Below are 21315 nucleotides of genomic sequence, written 5' to 3' on the forward strand. Positions count from 1 at the left end.
TGCCGTCCAGTGCCGGACCGTCCAGCATCCGGCAGCGACCAACAGGATCGCGCGTAAACTCCGTTCCACACCCGCATTCAAACCGAGCTGATCGCCGCTGTCATGAGTAGCTACCCCCTGTTCCAGGCGTTTCCGAAATTGCAGCGATTGCCGCGCGCGGGATTGCTGCAGCGCGCAACGCCGGTCGTCCCGCTGGGGGATTCCGGTGACGTCTGGGTCAAACGGGACGACCTGACCGCAGCCGACTATGGCGGCAACAAGATCCGCAAACTGGATCTGCTGCTGGCTGCGGCACGCGCCGCCGGCGCGACTGATCTGGTCAGCTTCGGGTACAGCGGCTCCAACTTTGTCGCCGCCACGGCCTGGCACGGCCGCAAGCTTGGCATGACCACGCACGGCTTCCTGCTGCCGCAGGCCGACGCATCGTATGTCGCCGACAATATCGCGACCTCGCTGCATAGCGGCGCCCAACTCCAGGTTGCCAGCAGCGAACGCGGCGTCGTCATGGCCGCGCTCGCACGCAGCACGCGATTGCTGTTGCGGCAGCGCCGCTGGCCCATCTGGATTCCGCCCGGCGGGTCGACCGCACTCGGCAGCCTCGGTTTCGTCAACGCCGCGTTCGAACTCAAAGCCCAGATCGAAGCCGGATTGTTGCCGCTGCCTGAGCGCATCTACGTGGCCTTCAGCAGCATGGGCACCGTTGCCGGCCTTGCGATCGGGCTGGCCATGGCGGGTCTGCGCTCACGCATCGTCGCAGTGCAGGTTGTCGACCGCACTTTTGCCGATCCATCCAAGCTCGATCGACTGATCGAACGCACACGGGCGCTGCTTTCACGCTACGACGCCCTCGCCGCCCCTTCGGCGGTCGTCCCGATTGAAATCCGCACCGAATTCTTTGGCGAACACTACGCGGTCCCCACGACGGCCACGCGACGCGCGATCGAGCGCTTCGAAAGTGACAGCGGCGCACGCGCCGACAGCGCCTACTCCGGCAAGGCTCTGGCGGGCCTGTACGCGGACCTCGAATCCGGCATCGCCACCGGCCCCGCACTGTACTGGCATACCTTCAATGCCCATGGACGTCCGCCGGGCGTTGCGCCGCTCGCCCCCTCGAAGCTGCGCGCGTTCCTGTCGAAGCCATAAGGCCGCGCGTTTGCGTCAGTACGGCGCGGCGACATCAGCGTCTGAGTTCGGTCACCCAAGTGGTCTGCCGCATCGGTGAGCCATCGTGATGCGTCGCCGTCGCCGCAACCCCTAGTGATCCTTCAAGTCCTTCTTGACCGACTTGATCATTCGACCAAAATTGCGATCTTTCTTTCTTTTCGCGACATAGGACATGTCGTTGAACGCAGACTCGGCCTTGAGTTTGAGCAGGTTATCCAGGTGCTCCTGGCTCATCTCCCCGGATTGCACGGCCGCAAGCACGGCACAGCCAGGTTCACTGACATGGCTGCAATCACTGTACCGGCAGCCAGACGCGAGAGCCGTGATGTCTGCGTAGCCTTTCTCCAGTCCGGTTTCAACACCGAGCATGCCGAATTCACGCATCCCCGGGTTATCGATCACCAGTGCCCCGCCGTCGAGACGGACGAGCTCTCGCCGGACGGTCGTGTGCCGTCCTTCACCGGTTTCGCTGACGGCTCCCGTAGCCAGACTTTCCCGGCCCAGCAGCCGGTTGATCATCGTGGTCTTTCCGACGCCGGACGAACCGACAAAGCAGTAGGTCTTGCCAGGCACCAGCAGTCGCATGAAGTCGTCCAGACCTTCCCGCGTCACGTTGCTCAAGGTCACCACCGGCGCCGTGATCCCGGCAGCGCGTATTTCCGCCAACTGCGCTTCCAGCGTTGCCGCATCCACCAGGTCGGTCTTGGTCAGCAGGATGAACGGCTCTGCGCCGCCTTCCTTCACCATCACCAGATAACGTTCCAGGCGCTTCACGTTGAAGTCGAAATGGCAGGATTGAACAATGACCACGTAGTCCAGGTTCGCACCAATCATCTGGTACTCGACGTCATTGCCCGCCGACTTTCTGCGCAGTGACGTTCTGCGCTCGACGACCGCGTGAATGACGCCGAAGTCGTCGCCCGGCTTTCGCTCCACACAGACCCAGTCACCCACACACGGCCGCTCGTGGGGCAGGCGATTGTGGTAGCGGTAACTGCCCGCCAGCTTGGCCCGGAATTGCCCCACCTGATCGACCAGCAAGACCTGATCGCGATCAACGGCGGCCACACGAGCAATCGCATCCTCCGGCCCACACTCCACCCGCTGCTCGAACCAGTCGTTCCAGCCCAGTGCGTTCAATTCAGCGTGTGAAGTTTTCATGTGTCGCGGCTTAGCAGATGCTGCGGTAATTCTGCCATCAGAAAATGACTTCAGTGCGGGTGGCAGCCATCATCGCAACGATTCATTCCTATGGCACTTCTGGCTGCTGGCGCCTGGGTCCTTGAGCTCCACCATCACGACGTGCGTCGGCGTTTCGCCAACATTCTTTCCGGTATGCGTCTGTGCTTCCGACCACAGCACGTCTCCCGCTGCGAACTCGCGCTTCAGAACTTTACCGTCGGCAAGCGTGATCGTGCGCTTGAACGGGCTCAATGCGTAGAGAACAAACGGTGGATGGCTGTGCTGGCCGGTCTGCTCCCCCGGGGAATCCTGATAATCAAGGACCCGAACGCATTCGTTCTCGAGGATCACCTTGTATTTGTCCCCATCGGTCAGGGTAGCGTCCTGACCGTGAGCCAATGAGACAACGAGCAGGCCGGAGACGATGATTGAAATGCGAAGCATGCGCTGACCTTCCATAAAAGCACGAAAAGAAACGTACGGACCAAGTCAGCCACTTCGACAGCAGGCAACACCAACTTGGAAGGTCCTGGCAGAACTGGAATCCGTCGAGAGCTCGCCAGTGCCTCAGATCATACACATGAGGCCGATCATCCCCGCAGGACGGGAATGTGCGATCCGCTCGCCAACCGGCCTGCAATTGCAACAAAAGGCCGCCCTGCAAACAAAGATCGTCTCTATCCGGACAGCACATCGCGGTCCGCTTCGAACACCTGCGCCAGCCAGTCAGCAACCACGCGAAAACGTCTGATATTGGCGGCGTCGCGGTGACTCAGCAGCCACAGCTCACGATGCAGTTCCGGCTTTTTGCTGAGTCTCTGCAGACGTTGCTGCGCTCCGATAAAACAGGGCAGCAGCGCAAGGCCCAGGCCCGCCTCGCAGGCGCGGACCAGAGTCGTCGCACTGCTGACCTTCACGATCCGGCGCGGCGACGGCTCGAGTTGTGCCAGCCACTGCATTTCCGGCACGCCGGACAGTTCATCGTTATAGGCCAGCCACGGCTGCGTGCCCCATTGCGCACGACGCACTGACGCGAAGCGCTTGCTGCCGAAGACGGCCAGACCGATGTCGCCCAGCTTGCGCATCAGCAATGCAGCGTCTGCGTTCGGGCGTGCGAGCCGCAATGCGAGGTCCGCTTCGCGTCGCGTGAACGACAGATTGCCGTCGTCGGCAATCAGCTGCAGTTGCAGTTCCGGATGCGGTTGCAGCAGGGCCGGCAGACGCTCCACCAGCCAGTGGTCGAACAGCGTGTCGACGGCCGTGAGCCGTACCGGACCGTGGATACCCTCGGCCTCGGCGCGCGTCTCCAGCAACAGCGCACGCACGTCGCCCTGCACCTGCTCGGCGCGCGTAATGAAGACCGCCCCGGCATCGGTCGGCTGATAGCCGCGATGGCTGCGGATGAACAGCGGCGTCTGCAGCGCCGCCTCCGCCGCCGCGACGCGACGGCTGATGGTGGAGACGTCGACTCCGAGACTGCGCGCGGCAGCGCTCATGCTGCCACTGCGGGCCAGCGCCAGCAGCAGCGGGATGTCGTTCCAGTCCAGCTCAGAATGGCTCATGCGGCTCGTGCTCCCCGCGCTTTGCAGATTTGCAAAGCGAGGTTTCCAGTTTAGTGATTCCGCCAAGGCCCCGCGGCGGCCACGATATGCGCACGAACGCACCACTCGGAGACTTGTGTGCCTGTCATCGAATTCCCGCTGCTGGACGAACTGCTGGCGCGCTACGCTGCGCCGTTGGGCGGCGACCACCTCGCCTATCGCAACCACTGCCAGCGCATGGCGAACTTTGCTTTGGCGTTGAGTGGGGACACGCCGGAGCACCGCCGCAAGATCTCGATTGCCGCTGCCTTTCACGACCTCGGCATCTGGACACATCACACCTTCGACTATCTGGCGCCATCAGAGCAGCTGGCCGAAGGCTATCTGGACGACGTCGACGCTTCCGCGTGGACGCCTGAAATTCGCGCGATGATCCGGGAGCATCACAAGATCCGCCGCTACCGCGAGAAACCCGCGGCGCTGGTCGAGGCGTTCCGTCAGGCCGATCTGGTTGATGTCAGCCTGAGACTGATCAGATTCGGCCTACCGCGGCCGTTCCTGCGCGAGGTGTCCGCCGCGTTTCCGAATGCCGGCTTTCACAAGCGTCTGGTCCAGCTCGCATGGCAGCGTCTGCGCACCCATCCATTCAGCCCGATGCCGATGATGCGCTGGTAGCTCTTTCCGGGATTGGCTACCGCCCAAGGTCCTTGGGCTGTGCGGACATGCGGACCTTGTTGATTTCCTGCTGGTTCTGCACCGCCAGGTCGTCGCGCTGACCTTGAGTCAGGCACACGGTGCGGGGGAACCGCGTCCCCACCTGCGTCTCCTTGGTGCAAACCATTCGATCCCTTCCGACACCCTCGCTCGACGCCACATTCGACGTTGCGACGTTGGACGTTTCCTCCGCCGCAGCCCCATCGCTCGGCAACTCCGCTTCAGGCGTCGATGCGCAGGCCGCCAACAGGCACCCCGCACTCAGCAGCAGGCAGATTCTTTTCACAAGTGCTCCCTGAGCAATGACTGGCAGCTTCGATTATGCATATCGCGTGCCGCACACTTCTGCCCTGATATTCCTACGCACCGTCATCCAATGACTGCACCTCGGACAAATGCCGGGCGTCACTTGGCCGCTCGACAGGCATTCGCCACATCCTCCCGCAGAATCTCCGCCAGCCGCGTCGCGGCCTTCCCGGGCTGATCCGGCTCGGCGAACATCAGATACATCTGGCCGATGCGCTCGCCGCCCTCGCGCATCGGCAGGGGCTTGAGTTCGCCGGCGTCGAGTTCACGACGGATCGTGTGTTCCGAGAACCACGCAAAGCCCAGCCCCATGCAGGCGGCAGCGATCTGCGTCGCCTTGTGCGAGAAGGTCCAGCGCTGCTCCGCGCCGAGCCAGCCTCCGGATTCACGCACGTGCTGGATCGCCGTGTCGCGCACGACCAGCTGACGGTACTCACGCAGATCGTCCAGGCTCAGCGGGCGGCCGAGCTGATGCAGCGGATGCTGCGGATGCGCCGCGGCGATCAGGCGCACCGGCAGCAGCGGATCGCCGGCGAAACCCTGCGGCACGTGGCCGGACACCGCCAGATCGACGCGCCGCTCCAGCAACACTTCGTCGGTGCCGCCGAGCACGGTCTCGTATAGCTGCACCCGAATTTCCGGCCGCTCTGCGGCAAACCGTTCGAGCGAGCGCAGCAGCAGCCAGGTCGGAAAGATGATCTCGACGGCGATGCGCACTTCCGGCTCCCAGCCATCGGCGAAGCTGGCAGCGCCGCGTTCCAGTGCGGCGGCACGCTCCAGCAGCAGCTGGGCACGGCGGTACAGCACCTGCCCGGCCGCGGTCAGCTGCGCCTTGCGTCCCTGCAGCTCGAACAGCTTCACGTCCAGCAGCTGCTCGATCTTCTGCACCGCGTAGGTCACGGTCGATTGCGTCTTGTGCAGCGTTTCGGACGCCTGCGCATAGCCGCCGGCATCGACCACGGCAATCAATGCGCGCCACTGCTCCAGGGTGATGCGGGGACCAGACATATCGATCCATTCGATTATATTTGCCGAAATATTCGTCTTTTTTATCGAATGCAGCAATCGTTTAATGGCGACACACCGAAACACCAACGGAGCTCGCCATGACCACCCTGCTACAGATCAACACCAGCCTGTTCGCCGAAGGCGGCACCTCGTCCAAGCTCGCGAACCAGTTTGTCGACGCCTGGCGCCAGCAGCATGCCGACGGCCAGGTCGTCGTGCGCGATCTGGGCAGCGAGCCGCTGCCGCATCTGAGCGCCGAGCGCTTCCGCGCCTTTCTGACCCCGTCCGAAGAGCGCACCGAGGCGCAGCAGGCCCACGCCGCCGCCTCCGACGAACTGATCAATGAACTCAAGGCCGCCGACGTCATCGTGCTGGGCCTGCCGATGTACAACTTCGGCATCCCCTCGACGCTGAAGGCTTACTTCGACCATATCGCCCGCGCCGGCGTCACCTTCCGCTACACCGCCAACGGCCCGGAAGGCCTGATCAGCGACCGCAAGGTCTACGTGTTCGCCGCAAGAGGCGGCATGTACCAGGGCACGCCGCGCGATACGCAGACGCGCTACGTGATCGACTTCCTCAACTTCATTGGCCTCCGCGACATCGAGTTCGTCTATGCCGAAGGCCTGAACCTGGGTGACGCGTCACGCAAGAACGCGCTCGACGCCGCAGCCGAACGCATTGAAGTCCTGGCTGCATAAGACCGAATCGCTACTCAACACATCAAACGGAGTCCACCCATGAACAAACTGCTCGACACCCTGAACCCGGTCACCACCTTGGCAGGCCGCATTCTGATCGCGGCGATCTTCGTCACCGCCGGCTGGAGCAAGATCGGTGGCTACGCCGGCACCCAGGCTTATATGGAATCCGCCGGCGTGCCCGGCGCGCTGCTGCCGCTGGTGATCCTGGTCGAGCTCGGCGGCGGTCTGGCGATCGTCGCCGGCCTGCTGACGCGCTACGTCGCCATCGCGCTGGCCGGCTTCAGCATCGTCTCGGCCGCGCTGTTCCACGCCGGCAGCGATCCGATGCAGCAGATCCTGTTCATGAAGAATCTGGCGATGGCCGGCGGCTTCCTGTTCCTGGTCGCCAACGGTGCCGGCAGCATCAGCCTCGACGCCTGGCTGGCCTCGCGTCGTCACACCCCGACGGCGGCACTGGCCGCCTGAATCACGCGAAGTACCATCAGCAACCCTGCACCCACCGTTCAACCGGAGCGAGGATCATGAAATCACGTCAGTTGCAGCAGATCATTCGCGGCATGGAAACCTCCGACGGTGCCGGCGTGAAACTGCGTCGCAGCATCGGCGCACAGCCCGGCCTGCGTCTGGACCCGTTCCTGATGCTGGACGAGTTCGGCACCGAGAATCCGGACGACTACATCGCCGGCTTTCCGCCGCACCCGCATCGCGGTTTTGAAACCGTGACCTACATGATCGACGGCCACATGCGCCATCAGGATCACATGGGCAACGTCGGTGAACTCAAGAGCGGTGGCGTGCAGTGGATGACCGCGGCCCGCGGCATCATCCATTCCGAGATGCCGCAGCAGGAGTCCGGGCGCATGCGCGGCTTCCAGCTGTGGATCAACCTGCCCGCGAAGGAAAAGATGAAACCGGCGGCATACCGGGATATCCCGGCTGCCGAGATTCCGCAGGTCGCCCTGCCTGATGGCGGCAGCGTCAAGGTCATCGCCGGCACGCTGCAGGTCGGCGAGCAACGGACCTCCGGCCCGATCAATCCGGCACCGGATACGCTGGCGACCGACCCGCTGTATCTGGACATCAGCCTTCCGGCCGGCGGTGGTTTCACCCATCCGGTACACGCCGGCTACAACGCCTTCATCTATGTCTACGAAGGCAGCGTGAGCGTTGAAGGCAAGACGGTGCCTCAGTACAGCGCCGGTGTGCTCAGCGATGGTGACAGCGTTGCCGTGACGGCCGGTGATGCCGGCGTGCGCGCGGTGTTGATCGCAGCACGTCCGCTGCATGAACCGGTGGTGCAGTACGGCCCGTTCGTGATGAACACGCGGGAGGAAATCGAGCAGGCGCTCGACGACTACCGCAACGGCACGCTGGCCGCCTGAAGCCCGACAACGCGAAGGAGACCGCCATGACCCAGCCCGCTGAACCGCAGACCATTGCCACGCGCGACAGCGTGCTGGGCGAAGGCATGCAGATCCGCCGGGCGCTGCCGGCGCGCCAGAAGCGCACCGTCGGCGCCTGGTGCTTTCTCGATCACTTCGGCCCGCTCGACGTGACGGAAGGCAAAGGCCTGCGCGTCGGCCCGCATCCGCACATCGGCCTGCAGACCTTCACCTGGCCGATCGCCGGCGAGATCCTGCATCGCGACAGCCTCGGCTACGAACAGATCATCCGTCCCGGACAGGTGAACCTGATGACCGCCGGCCGCGGCATCGCGCATTCCGAGGAATCCCCGGTCGAACGCTCGCCGCTGATTCACGGCGCGCAGCTGTGGATCGCCCTGCCGGAATCGCATCGCCACATCGAACCGGCGTTCGAACATCATCCGGCAGTACCGACTTTCGAGCGCGACGGCATGCGCGTGACCGTGATGACCGGCGAGCTGCTGGGCGAGCGCTCACCGGTGCGCCTGTACACCCCATCGATCGGGCTGGAAGTCCTCAGCACCGACGGCGGCGAAATTCAGTTGCCGCTGCGTCCGGACTTTGAACACGCCGTGCTGATGCTCGACGCCGCCGCGCAGATCGACGGTGAAGCACTCGCAATCGGCACGCTGCTCTATCTGCCGGCCGGCCGCGACCGTATCAACATCCGCAGCATCGGCCCGATGCGCCTGCTGCTGATCGGCGGCGAACCGTTCCCGGAAGAACCGCTGTTGTGGTGGAACTTCGTCGCCCGCACCAAGGAAGAAATCACCCAGGCCACGCGCGACTGGAACGCCGGTGTCGGCTTCGGTGAAGTGCACGGCTACGACGGCGAGCGCCTTCCCGCCCCGCCACCGCCGTGGATGAGCTGAGCACACATCGCACTGCATCCACGCAGCACCCACACCATCGGGGAGCGATTCAATGAAACAGATTTCCAGCGCCCGCGTGACCTCGGGCGACACCGCCTATCGGCATGACATCGTCACCGGCACGCATCATCTGGTTGCCGACGAACCGACCGACGCCGGCGGCGCGGATGCCGGCCCGGCGCCCTACGACCTGCTGCTGTCCAGCCTCGGCGCCTGCACCGCCATCACCCTGCGCATGTACGCCGAACGCAAGCAGTGGCCGCTGGGCACGCTGCGGGTGGAGCTACAACTGTTCAAGAACAAGGAAGGCGAAACCCGCATCGACCGGCAGCTGATCAGCGAGGACTCGACGCTCGACGAGGCGCAGTGGCAGCGACTGCTGGAAATCGCCGAGAAGACGCCGGTGACGTTGACCTTGAAGTCGGGCGTTCCGATACAGACGCGGCGGGGGCAGACGGCTGCAATAAGCGGTGCGTCGTGAATCGCTGCGGGCACGCTGTACATCAGCTTCGTAAACGAAAGTAACAATCGCGAATGATTGTGAACGCCTGTGTTCAGATTCATTTGAAGGGATGTGCAGCCTCGCAGCAGCAAAGGTACGCGTGCCTAGTTACCTGTAACGTGTCGTTGGGAACTCCCTGGCACCCCCAATAGCAGCTCTTGATCGATCTGCTTCGGATCGCGAAATCGCTCGTTGGCGAGAAGCACTCTCAAAACCAGCCTCACATAGTCCGCCGAAAGATTGTGGGCCGGCTTCTGTGTATTTTCATCGAACTTCACCATCCTGCTTTTCTCAATATTCTTGCTGCCGTGAACGATGGCGGAACGGTATCCATAGATCTTTTTGATATCACCAAACGCCTCTACAGGATTCCGCCCAAACGACGCATCGAACCCGGCCAATGCACCGACACGCATTGCCAATTTGTGTGTCATTTCTTGCATTCCGTCATCAGAAAGAAGGGCTTCCAGAGCGATTGTGGCGTCAAGCACCGCGTCTTCTTCTTCATCTCTGACAAGACACCGATTCAGTCTTTTGAGGGACAAGCTAATCGAGTTTTGTGGGGCCACAGAAAGTTGCTCAAAAACTTCTGTAATCCGATTGAGTTGATCACTGGATATGGATGGCACCTGATCCATGTTCCAATAGAAATTCTCAAAATCTGATGGGTAAGCTCGTAAAGTTGCACCCTGAACGCAGGGCAGACCCGCTTCGCTATGCTGATCCCAGCCTTTGGATACAGAATAAATTTGGCCGTAGCCAGTTTTATTTGTTGAGAAAATTCTTATGGCACCAAAGAATCTATCAATGACGTCAATAGGGTAAGCGCTAGCATCATTCAGTATATTGAAATCCCACATGCGTTCTGCATTCGGTACATACCAATCCCTTAGAACTAACGCGTGAGTTGCTGCTTGAATCACCGATTGATGTGCACTCGTGTTATATGACTTAACCTTGTACCGAGCCAAGTGCTGTTCGTCCGGGATTCGCACAATTGCAATTCCATTTGCAAGCTCATGTTCATCAGTTAAAAAATCCAAAAATAGTATTGGCACAAAAATGTCAATACTTAGCCTCTCATCAAAAATATAAGCAATCGCAGGATCAATAACTTCATCAATGAATTGATTCTGATATTCGAATGATTTGAACTTATGGATGTATTGGTTAATTGAATTCTTAACGGCTGATAGAATTTGAAATTTATCAATTTGAAGTTTCTTTGCCTCCATCGGCAACGGATCTACAGGTGAGCTAAAGCGTTTCAGCAGCCGCTCTCGTGATCTGACATACCGAACGAGCGCACAAAAACTTTCAATCTCGTCTTCATCGATCCCCGGCTTGCTACCCCAAGAATAAAAGCATTGTCCGTAGTCGACCGGCCCTGCCCCCAGCATCGACGACAATTGAGGAAGCCCGTTCTTGCCATAGGAAAGCTGAGGGAAATCGTAGTAAGAGCCAATATACTTTCCTGAATCCTTTGCTCCACAGACAAGGCGTAACCCATCCTTAAATGCAGCAAGAAATAAATCGCGGTACTCAGCTCTGTATTCCTGAATAGACGAAAAGAAGCTACTGCTCTCTGTTGTCATTGCGCCTCCAATGCCTGCACGTCTGTATTGCACGTTGAGTCATTGCTCATATGTAGCCCCTCCCTCACAAATCGGCCGTTGCCAGCAAAGCAAAGCTCGACTCATCCTGCCGTATTCCACGACCTTTTCAGCCGCGGGGTAACTGCAGCACTTTTCATCAGGGGCGCTCAGGATTTCGGCTTCGCCAGCAGAGCCTTGAGATTGGCAAACGGCTTGCCGTTCGCCGGTGCGTGCGGGTCCGCTGCCGACGCAGCGCCACCGCGATGATCGAGCTGCCGCGAATGCTCATTGTCGTGGCAATAGAGGCACAACAACTCCCAGTTGCTGCCGTCGGCCGGGTTGTCGTCGTGATTGTGATTGCGATGATGAACCGTCAGTTCGCTCAGATTGGCGCGCGTGAATTCGCGCATGCATCTGCCGCAAATCCACGGATACAGTTTCAGGGCCTGCTCGCGATAGCCCAGATTGCGCTGGGCGGCGTGGCGCAGCTGATCGGAGACCGCACGGTCGAGCTTGGCGTGATCGATTTCGGTTTTCCTGGGGCTCACGAAAACACCTGCGCCAATAGTTCATAGCTGCGCAGACGCTCGGCGTGCCCGTGCAGGTTGCTCACGACCATCACTTCATCCGCGCCGCTGTCGCGCGCCATCGCTTCGATGCGCGCTCTGACCACGCCCGGCGTGCCGATCACGGTGCGTCGGCGGTACTCGGCCACTGCGCGACGCTCGAACTCGGTATACGGATACGCCTGCGCCTCCTGTGGGCTCGGCAATGGCAGGAACTCGCCGCGCCCGATGCGCAGCCAGGCCAGGTCCATGGTGGTGGCAAGATGGCTTGCTTCTTCTTCAGTGTCGGCGCAGACGACGGCCACGCCGAGAATCGTATGCGGTGCCGGAAACTGCGGTGATGGCTCGAAGCTGTCGCGATAGGCCCTGAACGCCGGCCCGGCCGGCGCTTCGCTGAAATGACTGGCAAAGCTGTAGCCCATGCCGGCACCACCCGCCATCCGCGCACTCGCGCCACTGGAGCCGAGAATCCAGATCGGCGGCAACGGCACGTCATCCGGCACCGCGACGACGTTGCGGAACGGATGCCGGTCTGAGAACTGAATCTGGCCGGTGAATGCGAGCAGGTCTGACAGTTGCGCGGCGAAGTCGTGGCCATCCGAGGCACGCAGCGCGCGGCTGGCATTCTGGTCCGAGCCGGGCGCGCGGCCCAGACCGAGATCGATGCGGTCCGGATACAGCGCGGCCAGCGTGCGGAAAATTTCCGCAACCTTCAGCGGTGTGTGGTTCGGCAGCATGATGCCGCCGGAACCGATGCGCAGACGATGCGTGGCGGCGGCGATGTGCCCGATGAGAATCTCCGGCGCAGAGCTGGCCACACTGGGCATGCCGTGATGCTCGGCAAACCAGTAGCGCACGAAGCCCAGACGCTCCGCGAGCTGCGCCAGATCCACCGTGCGGCGGATCGCCTGCGACGACGGGGTGCCGGCGGGAACCGGCGCGAGATCCAAAACCGAAAGCGGAATCGACATGCCCGGATTGTGGCAGGCCACCACGAAGCGTGCTGCACCCGTTCAGCCAATGACGACACCGGAGATGCCGCCTCAGCTTTCAGGCGTATGCACCACCCCGCGGTATTCGACCCGCAACAGCTTCAACTCGCCGATGGCCTGTCCGGCATGCGGCGCCAGATGCAGCTCGCCGTCACGCACCTCGATCCCCAGCAGCGCGTGCATCGCATCGAGCATGCGTGCAGCGGCGCCGGTGTACCAGCTCCAGCCACCGCGCCCGGCGTGACCTTCACCGTCGTAGACATCGGCCGGCTGCTGGTGCGGGGCCAGGCCGTAGGCGGGATCGTCCGCCTTGCTCAGCGGCGAGATCTTCAGCCACAGCGCCAGCGCGCGTTCGCGGCAGCGCCGCGCCTCGGCGGCATCGCCCGCCGTCTCAGCCTGCTGTGCCAGCTGCACATAAGCATCGACCAGCCACGAGGCGCCGTGCGAGTACTGCCCGCCGTTCTCGCGCACGCCGGGCGGATACTCGGCGATGCGTCCCGGATACGGCTGCGAGTGCTCGTCGAACGGCGGCGCCAGCAGCAGCACGCGCGTATCGCGCTCCAGCTTCGTCAGACCGGACTCCAGCGCCGCACGCGCCTGCGCCGACGGCACCGCGCCAGACAGTGCCGGCCACGCGCTCATCAGGGCACTGGCGTAATCGAGCGTGCTGCCATCATCGGTACTGGCACGCAGATAGTGATCGGACTGCCACATGGCTTCGATCGGCGCGCGCAGCTGCTCGGCCTGCGCGGTGCGCTGCTCGGCCTCGGCGCTGTCACCGCGACGCTTCGCCACGGCGGCGAAGTCCAGCAGCACGCGATGCAGGAACAGGCCCAGCCACACGCTCTCGGCCTTGCCCTTGAGTCCGGGCGCATCGAGACCGTCGTTCCAGTCGCCCGAGCCCAGCAGCGGCAAACCGCTGTGGCCGCGGCGCTGCCAGCTCCAGTCCAGCGCACGCCGGCAGTGCTCGTACAGCGAGCCATGTTCGCGTGACGGCCGTGGCGCGAAGAACACGCCCTCCTGCCCCGCCGGCAACGGCCGCGCTTCGAGATAGCGCAGATCCTCGTCGAGGACTGCGGCATCGCCGCTGGTTTCGATGTAGCGCGCCACCACGTAGGGCAACCACAAATGCGGGTCCGACGCGGCGGTGCGCACGCAGATGCCGGTGTCGCCGGCGGCGGCTCGGTGCCACCACTTCGGCACGTCGCCTTCGACGAACTGCTGCGCGGCGTGCAGCAGGATCTGATCGCGTGCCAGCTGCGGTGCCAACCGCGTCAGCGGCAACACATCCTGCAGTTGATCACGGAAACCCCAGGCGCCGCTGCGCTGGTTCGGTCCGGTCCGCCCCCACAGCCGCGCGGTCAGGATCTGGTACGGCAGCCAGTCGTTGATCAGACGATCGATCTCCGGCCGCGTGGTCTGCACGCGCAGGCCACCGAGCACAGCATCCCAGTGTTCACTGCTCTGGCTCAGGCTCGCCTGCACCGCCGCCATATCGCGATAGCGCGCCGCAAGTTGCTGCGCCGCCTTGAGCTCGGCGCACTGCCCCAACGCCAGCGTGTAGACAAACGCTTCACCGGGCGCGAGCACGACGTCCTGCATGAACACGGCCGCACGGTCGCCGTCTGCGGACGCATCCGCTGCGGCGCCGCTCGCCGCGTGAGAAGCTGGCGTCGTCTGCAAGGCCTGCGGCCGCGACAGATCGCCGGCCGCACCCAGAAAGGCGCCGCGATCGCTGAGCACGCGTGGCCGGTCGAGACTGGTCGCGACAAACGCCCAGCCGCGTTCAAAGTCGTTGTCGGCGCGACGGAACAGCAGGCAGCCTGGCTCTGCATCGAGCACCTGCAGCGCACCGCGACTGTCAGCCGGCGTTTCCGCCAGCACGATCTGGCTGTAGCTCGCCAGCTGCAGCTTGCGCGGCGTGGTGCCGGTATTGCGGACCTCGAACCGGCGCAGCTGCACCGGTGCATCCGGCGCGATCCAGGCGTCGAGCTGCAACGCCAGATCCGCCGCCTGCGCCTGATAGCGCGCCGTGCCCAGACCGAAATGCGCACTGTGCTGCACATCGGCGCGCCGCAACGGCACCTGGGTCGGCGCATACAGCTCGTCGCTGTCGACGTCACGCACGTAGAACACCTGCCCCGGCGCCTGCGTCGGCACGCTGTCCGGATCGAACGGCGTCAGCGCGTTCTGCTGCGCGTTGCCGGCGAAGGCAAACAGGCTGCCATCGCTGCCGGCGACCAGACCGTGCCCCAGTGCATTGGCCATGACATGCGTCCACGGCCGTTCGACATTCATCGGCGCAATGAGACTGCGGCCGTCGTCGGAGAACGGGTCGGCACCAGCATGCTCATCTTCCGGCAACAGCAGCGCGCGATGGCGCAGGTGCAACGCCGCGAGCGCATCCGCGTCCGGCTTGCTGCGCCCGAGCGCACGTGCAATGCGTTCGGCCGCCTGCGCCGGAGTGGCCGCGTAGCCGTCGACAAACTGCACGGTCTGACGGGCGCCGGGCGCCAGCGTCACGCGCACGCGCAGACTCGCGGCGGGGTCGAAGCTGTACAGCAGTCCCTCGTCATCGAGCGCGCGCGGCGCCCGTCCATTCAGCAGTGCCGGCGCGGCGGCGGTGCCGCGACCGAGGAAGCGCGAACGGCTGTCCTCATAACCGGTCAGCACCACCGCATCCGACTCGCCCACCGCATGGAACACGCATTCGTTGCAGGGGCGGCGCCGGGTCGGATCGCGCTCGGCGGTGCGCATCAGGCGGTTGCGCGCGATGACGGCGCCGAGTGTGCGTACGAAGGTGGTGCCGACATGCATGCCGGCGTACGGCGGTGTCCGCCGATAGTCGTCGACCGGCCCCAGCGCAAGCTCCTGGTAACTGGTCAGCTCGATCACCCGCTCACGATCTTCGGTGTTGTGCAGCGTGATCGCCCAGCGCTCGGTCGGATCGACTGCGTCGATGCTGATGTGTGCGTCCAGCTCCAGGCCGGGTGCGCTGCGCCGCAGCTGCAGCGTCGTCGGCGTTGCGCGAAGCACCTTGTACGCCGCGGCGTCGCCGCAGGGCTTGGGCGTCAGACTCCACGCGGGCGCGGCGGCGGCACCGCTGGCGTCCAGCTCGCGCAGATAGAAGAACTTGCCGCGCAGCTGCAGCGCGTCATCCGGCCGCTTGGTCAGATCGAGCACGAAGTCGGCGCGGACTTCGCTGAGCATGCGGCTGTAGCCGCGACCGTCGGCGCCCAGCTCCATAGTGTAGCGGCCGTTGCCGATCACCATCGGTGCATGCGCGGCGGCGGCGCCGCGACGACGCCAGATCAACACGATCAATCCGACGGCCAGCAGCGCGAACAGCACACCAGCCAACTGGTACGCGGCGAACAGCGTGACCACTTGTGGCAGCAGCGGCGGCCCGGCGACAGCGACCTGCTCGGCCCGGCCCCAGACCAGATCCCAGTCCGCACCGCGCGGGATGTAGAACGGAATCAGCAGCGGCGCCCAGGTCAGGAAGCGGCGGATGCCTTCGGGAATGATGCGCGTGCGTGCGGCGTGGCCGACGAAGCGCGCGGCCTTCTCGTCCAGCGCATCGCCACCAACGAAGGACAGATTGACCAGCGTCGCGACGCGCAGGCCCATGTGATCGAACCAGATCAGCACGCGCACGGCGTCGTAGGCCAGCAGGCCGAGGAACAGTTGCAGGCTGAAGTCGCGGAAGTCCGCCGGCGACAGCCGCAGGTCCTGCACGATCGCCAGGATCGTGCGCACCGCGCCGTCCTGGTTGTACCAGGTCGGCTCCGGCGCCAGGCGCAGGAACGAGTAGATGATCGGCGCCATCCACAGCCCCCAGCGCAGCACGCGCACGGTCTGCTCGACCACGCCGGTCATGCCGGCGCCGCTGAACAGCGTGCGCACCGGCTCGATGCTGCGTTTGAACAGCGCTGTCAGCAGCACCAGATTGAATCCGAACAGCGGTGCCGCCAACGACCAGTTGATCACGCCCGACAGCGATTCGACGTACAGCAGCTTGGCGCCGCCGCCGACGCTGCCCAGATCCATCGCGCCCCATTTGCTGAACAGCGGATAGATCACGTACTGCGACACCGTACGGCCCTGCGCGGCGTCGTTGATTGCGGCGTAGCTGACGAACTTGCCGAGGACCGCGGCGAGCTGCGCGCTGTCGAAGTACCAGGCCAGCGCACCGGCGACGAATCCGCCCAGCGCCATGCCCAGCACATACACGCGCCAGGTCTGCAGCGAACGCCGCCGTCCGCGCAGGCGGGCGTAAAGGTCATGCAACAGATCGGCTCCGGCATAGGCTGCGGCGCCAATGGCGACACCCGCCGCAAACCGGGTCTGCGCATCCTGTGCCGACAGCTGGCGTGACAACACCAGGCCCAGTCCGACGCCGGCGATCACGCCGCGCAGATAGTTGACCGGCTCGCGGTAGGCCGCGAACAGACGCACAAAGAACGGCGCGCTGCCGTCGAAACTCTCGACCACCGTCTTCGCCAGCGGGAACACCACGGGACCCAGCAACAGCCCCCCCAGCAGCGGGTGTGCGACGAACCACGCCGCCAGCTCAGGCCGCAACGCAACCTGCGCGATCAGATGCACCAGCAGCATGAACAGGCCGCCGTAGACGCCGCCGCGCATCAGACCGCCGCGCCAGTGCGCGAACACCGCAAGCCAGGTCGGCCGGCGGCCATGCAAGGCGTCGAGCATCACGCCAGTGATCAGGAAGGTCTGCGCCCACAACGCCGCCTGCGCCAGACCAATGGTGAAAACGATCGCCGCAATCGCCAGCGGCGCCGGTGCCGTCACCAGCCGCGGCAAGGTGCCGAGATCGGCAATCAGCGGACTCGCCACCGCCAGAACCGATGCCAGCAGCAACAGGCCGTGCACACGCCACGGCCGCGTCCAGCGTCGATCCAGCAGCAGCCCGGCGCCGATCAGCAGCGCCTCGTTGACCGTGACCAGCACCAGCGCACGGCCGAGCAAAGCCGCACCGGTATCACCGGACACGACACCCAAGCTGACCCAGCGGCCCAGCTGCGCCGAAAGGTTCGACGCCCCGAGCACCAGCAACAGATTGAACAGATACGGCGTCGCCAGCAGCGACAGCACGGTCACCAGCGACGGCGCACGACCACGGCGCCACAGACTGGCCAGTACCGCCAGCAGCAGCAGGCCCGCACCGAACGCGGCGCCCAGCGGACTCAGCTGCAGCAGCTGCGACCATGCTGACGGCACCTGCCAGACCTTGGTCGCGGAATCGACACTGGCCGCCAGCAGCACCAGGGCCGGAATCGGCAGCAACGCCGGCACCAGCATGGAAGCAAGCGGACGCCAGCCCAGCGCGTGTTCACCCCAGACCGGGCTGCGTTGCACGCTGCCCATCAGCCACGCCAGAACGGCGATCAGCGCCGTCAGCGCGACGCCGCTGTGGCTGGCCGAGCCGTGGTACAGCTGTGTGAGCAGATCTGCTGCCGCGGCCATGCCGGCGAGCATGAACGCGGCCGACAGCAGGGTAAGCCAGAGTCTGGAACGTGGAGGCATAAAGTCAGTGAAAGAGCGCCGAGCGCGGGATTAAAGCAGTAACCGCCACCCCACCGCGATACAGGCACCCGCGGTCAGCACCGCGCGCAGGCGAAAGTAGCCTTCGACGCTGCCCAGGGTCCGTTCGAACCAGAAGTCGCCGAGCAGCTGCAGCAGGAACACCGCGACCAGTCCCAGCAGCGCTGCGTGCATCGGCAGCAGCATCGCGGACCAGGCCGCGATCATCAGCACTGACGAGGCGATCAGGCCGATCACTCCTTGCGGACCTTCGCAGGCCGGCAAGGCAAAGCCCCAGAACGTTCCGGCCATGAACGCGGCGATCATGGCCACATAGCTGATCCAGGCCCGGTCCAGCCACGCCGGCGCCGTCTCCGCGTTGAACGTCAGCCACAGCGGAACGGCCAGGAACGGCACGAGGCCGGCATAGCCCAGCAGCATGACGATACGCGGCAGTTTCATGGATGACTCCGCAAGCGACGATGGCGGCAGTATACGAAGCTCGCGCGCTCTGCAGGATCAGACGCCATCAAGAAAGTAATGATCGTCATAACTGCGCAGCCAATGCGGTTTGTATACCGCCAGCGACGACACCACCGCCCCGTTGATGAAGCCTTCCGGAAACATCGCCAGCAGCAGCAACGCCGAAGCCCAGTCGTCGAACGCGCGGGTCTGGCCGGTCAGCGCGAAGATCACCAGCATCACCAGCATCACCGCCAGCATCGACAACGCGCCGCCGCCGAAGCCGGCGCCCAGCATGTAGGCAAACAGGTTGCGCGGCCCGTAGCGCAGGATCGCCGTGAGCACGGCGGCACTGACCAGCGCCGGCACCGTGGCGTTGAACAGGGCATTGGCGCCGATCAGCGCCCAGTCGCGATGCACGATCAGGGCATCGATCGCGCAGGCGGCACTGCCGACCAGGATCGTCAGCGGCAAGCCGAGCATCAGGGTCACACTGGTGATGCCGAGCAGATGCAGATGCACCTGCGGCGCAATGCGTCCGCTGACCTGCCACAGCAGGGTCATGGCGATCAGCGCGCCAAACAGCAGATGCTGGCGCCGCGGCACCGAGATCAGATCGCGCCAGGGTGCGCGCCAGATACAAACCCCCAGAATCGCCAGCTGCAGCAGCCCCAGCCACAGCACGGCAGCAGGCGGCAGCAGGGAGGGTGCGATGATCATCCGGCGATTCTAGGGGGCGGATGTGCGCGCGCAGTTGCTGCAGATCAATCCGCTGCGTGAGCCGGGCAACCGATACACTATGCGCATGATCAGTCTTTCCCGCGCCACCCTGCGCCGTGGCGCCCGTACCCTCCTCGAAAACACCAGCTTCACGCTCTTCGCCGGCTGGCGGGTGGGCGTGGTCGGCCGTAACGGCACCGGCAAGTCCTCGCTGTTCGCCGCGCTGCAGGGCGAGCTCGCGCCGGACGTCGGCGAGGTCAACGTGCCGCGCCACCTGACCATTGCCTCGGTCGCGCAGGAAGCCCCGGCCCTGCCCGACCCGGCGATCGAGTCCGTACTCGACGGCGACGCCGAACTGCGCGAACTGGAACGCCGGCTGGCCGAGGCGGAGGCTGCCCACGACGCAATCAAGATCGGCGCCATCCACGAACGCCTGGATGCGATTGGCGGCTACGCCGCCCGCGCCCGCGCCGGGCGCCTGTTGCACGGTCTCGGCTTTGCGCCGGAACAGCAGGAACTACCGGTGTCGAGTTTCTCCGGCGGCTGGCGCATGCGTCTGAATCTGGCTCGCGCGCTGATGTGCCGCTCCGACCTGCTGCTGCTGGACGAGCCGACCAACCATCTCGATCTGGACACGGTGATCTGGCTGCAGTCGTGGCTGGTGACCTACCCCGGCACCCTGCTGGTGATCTCGCATGACCGCGAATTTCTCGACGCGGTCAGCACGCATACGCTGCATCTGGAACGCAACACGGCGACGCTGTACACCGGCAACTACTCGCAGTTCGAACGCCAGCGCGCCGAAAAGCTGAGCCAGCAGGCTGCCGCCTACACGCAGCAGCAGGAGCGCATCGCCCATCTGGAAAGCTTCATCAGCCGGTTCAAGGCCAAGGCCAGCAAGGCGCGCCAGGCACAGAGCCGGGTCAAGGCGCTGGAACGCATGGAGCTGGTGGCACCGGCGCACTGGGATTCGGAGTTCTCGTTCGAGTTTCCGGAACCGGACAAGCTGCCGTCGCCGCTGGTGCGCTTCGACAAGGTCTCCGTCGGTTATGGCGACAAGGCCATCCTCAGTGGGCTACGGGTGCTGATCGCGCCGGGCGAACGCATCGGCCTGCTGGGTCCCAACGGTGCCGGCAAGTCCACCCTGGTCCAGACCATTGCCGGCAAGCTGGCGCCGCTGTCCGGCGACGTCATGCGCTCACCGGACCTGAAAATCGGCTACTTCGCCCAGCACCAGCTCGAACAGCTGGACCCGAAGGCCTCGCCGATCCTGCATCTGCGTCGCATAGACCCCAAGGCCACCGAACAGCAGCTGCGCGACTTTCTCGGCGGCTTCAATTTCCGCGGCGACCGCGCCTTCGAAGCGGTCGCCCCGTTCTCCGGCGGCGAAAAGGCGCGACTGGCGCTGGCCATGGTCGTGTACCAGCGCCCCAACCTGCTGCTGCTCGACGAGCCGACCAACCATCTCGATCTGGACATGCGTCACGCGCTGGAAACCGCGCTGGCCACTTACGCCGGCGCGGTGATCCTGGTCTCGCATGATCGCCACATGCTGAACGCGACCTGCGACGATTTCTGGCGCGTCGCCCAGGGCCGCTGCGAGCCCTTCGACGGCGACCTTGAGGACTATGCGCGCTGGCTCAGCAGCGCCGGGGCCACGACGCCGGCGCCCAGCCGTGCCGCCAGCACCGCACCCGCCAGCAAAGCAGCCGTTGCCGCGCAGCCGGCACAGCCGTCGGCGGCCGAGCGCCGTGAACGTCTCAAACCGCTGCGCGAAACCGTGAAGAAGCTCGACACGCGCATGGCGCGGCTGCAGAAGCGGCTGGCCGAAATCGACACCGCACTGCTGGACCCGGCGCTGTATGAAGCCGCACGCCACGCCGACGCGGCGCATCTGCACCGCGAACAGTTCGAACTCAAGACCGAGCTGGCCACCCTCGAAGAACAGTGGCTGGCCGCCGCCGAGGAAATCGAAGCGCTGCAGGCCTGAGCCCGCCGCTCCGGGCTTGCGCCCGG

The 21315-nt window shown here is 64.3% G+C and carries 19 protein-coding genes; 8 read left to right on the plus strand and 11 right to left on the minus strand.

The genetic code is table 11. The features are described from left to right. Nucleotides 1-102: 102 nt before the first annotated feature. Nucleotides 103-1143, plus strand: a complete 1041-nt coding sequence (locus tag E4T66_RS12940; protein WP_136849476.1) for a 1-aminocyclopropane-1-carboxylate deaminase/D-cysteine desulfhydrase — start codon at nucleotides 103-105, stop codon at nucleotides 1141-1143. A 111-nt stretch (nucleotides 1144-1254) separates the two neighbouring features. On the opposite strand, the gene rsgA is transcribed toward E4T66_RS12940, so the two are convergent. The 3 genes from rsgA to E4T66_RS12955 all read right to left on the minus strand — a co-directional run bounded on the left by rsgA (nucleotide 1255) and on the right by E4T66_RS12955 (nucleotide 3908). Then, nucleotides 1255-2325 carry a ribosome small subunit-dependent GTPase A gene (gene rsgA / locus E4T66_RS12945; protein WP_136849477.1) on the minus strand — a complete coding sequence of 357 codons (1071 nt, stop codon included), beginning with the start codon at nucleotides 2323-2325 and terminating at the stop codon, nucleotides 1255-1257. Nucleotides 2326-2394: 69 nt separating this feature from the next. Next, a complete protein-coding gene (locus E4T66_RS12950) occupies nucleotides 2395-2790 on the minus strand; it encodes a cupin domain-containing protein (RefSeq protein ID WP_211242907.1) in 396 nt (131 codons plus the stop codon). 233 nt (nucleotides 2791-3023) lie between these two features. Continuing rightward, complete coding sequence (locus E4T66_RS12955; protein WP_136849478.1) at nucleotides 3024-3908, minus strand: LysR family transcriptional regulator; 885 nt, start codon at nucleotides 3906-3908, stop codon at nucleotides 3024-3026. Between the two features lie 117 nt (nucleotides 3909-4025). On the opposite strand from E4T66_RS12955, the gene E4T66_RS12960 reads away from it, so the two are divergent. After that, the gene (locus E4T66_RS12960) at nucleotides 4026-4562 is read left to right on the plus strand and encodes an HD domain-containing protein (protein WP_211242908.1); all 537 of its coding nucleotides are present in this window, start codon (nucleotides 4026-4028) and stop codon (nucleotides 4560-4562) included. 16 nt (nucleotides 4563-4578) lie between these two features. Here E4T66_RS12960 and E4T66_RS12965 read toward each other — a convergent pair whose 3' ends face one another. Both E4T66_RS12965 and E4T66_RS12970 read right to left on the minus strand, forming a co-directional pair. Then, on the minus strand, nucleotides 4579-4887 hold the full coding sequence (locus tag E4T66_RS12965; protein WP_136849479.1) for a hypothetical protein: 309 nt from the start codon (nucleotides 4885-4887) through the stop codon (nucleotides 4579-4581). Nucleotides 4888-5006: 119 nt separating this feature from the next. Next, nucleotides 5007-5915, minus strand: a complete 909-nt coding sequence (locus E4T66_RS12970) for a LysR family transcriptional regulator (protein ID WP_136849480.1) — start codon at nucleotides 5913-5915, stop codon at nucleotides 5007-5009. A gap of 98 nt (nucleotides 5916-6013) precedes the next feature. Between E4T66_RS12970 and E4T66_RS12975 the strand changes: the two genes are divergently transcribed. From E4T66_RS12975 to E4T66_RS12995, 5 genes are read left to right on the plus strand one after another with little or no spacing between them, the layout of a single operon-like run. Continuing rightward, the gene (locus E4T66_RS12975) at nucleotides 6014-6616 is read left to right on the plus strand and encodes an FMN-dependent NADH-azoreductase (RefSeq protein WP_136849481.1); all 603 of its coding nucleotides are present in this window, start codon (nucleotides 6014-6016) and stop codon (nucleotides 6614-6616) included. A gap of 39 nt (nucleotides 6617-6655) precedes the next feature. After that, on the plus strand, nucleotides 6656-7084 hold the full coding sequence (locus E4T66_RS12980; protein ID WP_136849482.1) for a DoxX family protein: 429 nt from the start codon (nucleotides 6656-6658) through the stop codon (nucleotides 7082-7084). Between the two features lie 56 nt (nucleotides 7085-7140). Beyond that, a complete protein-coding gene (locus E4T66_RS12985) occupies nucleotides 7141-8001 on the plus strand; it encodes a pirin family protein (protein ID WP_136849483.1) in 861 nt (286 codons plus the stop codon). A gap of 26 nt (nucleotides 8002-8027) precedes the next feature. Then, nucleotides 8028-8915, plus strand: a complete 888-nt coding sequence (locus E4T66_RS12990; RefSeq protein WP_136849484.1) for a pirin family protein — start codon at nucleotides 8028-8030, stop codon at nucleotides 8913-8915. 52 nt (nucleotides 8916-8967) lie between these two features. Next, complete coding sequence (locus E4T66_RS12995; protein ID WP_136849485.1) at nucleotides 8968-9396, plus strand: OsmC family protein; 429 nt, start codon at nucleotides 8968-8970, stop codon at nucleotides 9394-9396. Nucleotides 9397-9521: 125 nt separating this feature from the next. On the opposite strand, the gene E4T66_RS13000 is transcribed toward E4T66_RS12995, so the two are convergent. The 6 genes from E4T66_RS13000 to E4T66_RS13025 form a co-directional block, all read right to left on the minus strand. Beyond that, nucleotides 9522-11012: a HEPN domain-containing protein gene (locus E4T66_RS13000; RefSeq protein WP_136849486.1), complete on the minus strand. Its 1491-nt coding sequence runs from the start codon at nucleotides 11010-11012 to the stop codon at nucleotides 9522-9524. A gap of 167 nt (nucleotides 11013-11179) precedes the next feature. After that, nucleotides 11180-11560, minus strand: coding sequence for a YajD family HNH nuclease (locus E4T66_RS13005; RefSeq protein ID WP_136849487.1), 381 nt, complete (start codon nucleotides 11558-11560; stop codon nucleotides 11180-11182). Continuing rightward, the gene (locus E4T66_RS13010) at nucleotides 11557-12549 is read right to left on the minus strand and encodes an LLM class flavin-dependent oxidoreductase (protein ID WP_136849488.1); all 993 of its coding nucleotides are present in this window, start codon (nucleotides 12547-12549) and stop codon (nucleotides 11557-11559) included. The genes E4T66_RS13005 and E4T66_RS13010 overlap by 4 nt, the downstream gene beginning before the upstream one ends. 72 nt (nucleotides 12550-12621) lie before the next feature. Then, nucleotides 12622-18120 carry a GH36-type glycosyl hydrolase domain-containing protein gene (locus E4T66_RS13015; protein WP_136849489.1) on the minus strand — a complete coding sequence of 1833 codons (5499 nt, stop codon included), beginning with the start codon at nucleotides 18118-18120 and terminating at the stop codon, nucleotides 12622-12624. A 30-nt stretch (nucleotides 18121-18150) separates the two neighbouring features. Next, nucleotides 18151-18579, minus strand: a complete 429-nt coding sequence (locus tag E4T66_RS13020) for a DUF3429 domain-containing protein (RefSeq protein WP_136849490.1) — start codon at nucleotides 18577-18579, stop codon at nucleotides 18151-18153. A gap of 57 nt (nucleotides 18580-18636) precedes the next feature. After that, on the minus strand, nucleotides 18637-19299 hold the full coding sequence (locus tag E4T66_RS13025; protein ID WP_136849491.1) for an energy-coupling factor ABC transporter permease: 663 nt from the start codon (nucleotides 19297-19299) through the stop codon (nucleotides 18637-18639). An 85-nt stretch (nucleotides 19300-19384) separates the two neighbouring features. Here E4T66_RS13025 and E4T66_RS13030 point away from each other — a divergent pair, with 85 nt between their 5' ends. After that, a complete protein-coding gene (locus tag E4T66_RS13030; RefSeq protein ID WP_136849492.1) occupies nucleotides 19385-21289 on the plus strand; it encodes an ATP-binding cassette domain-containing protein in 1905 nt (634 codons plus the stop codon). The last annotated feature ends 26 nt before the right edge of the window (nucleotides 21290-21315 follow it).

The organism is Sinimarinibacterium arenosum, from assembly GCF_005047655.1.
In the GTDB taxonomy this organism is placed as follows: Bacteria; Pseudomonadota; Gammaproteobacteria; order Nevskiales; family Nevskiaceae; genus Solimonas.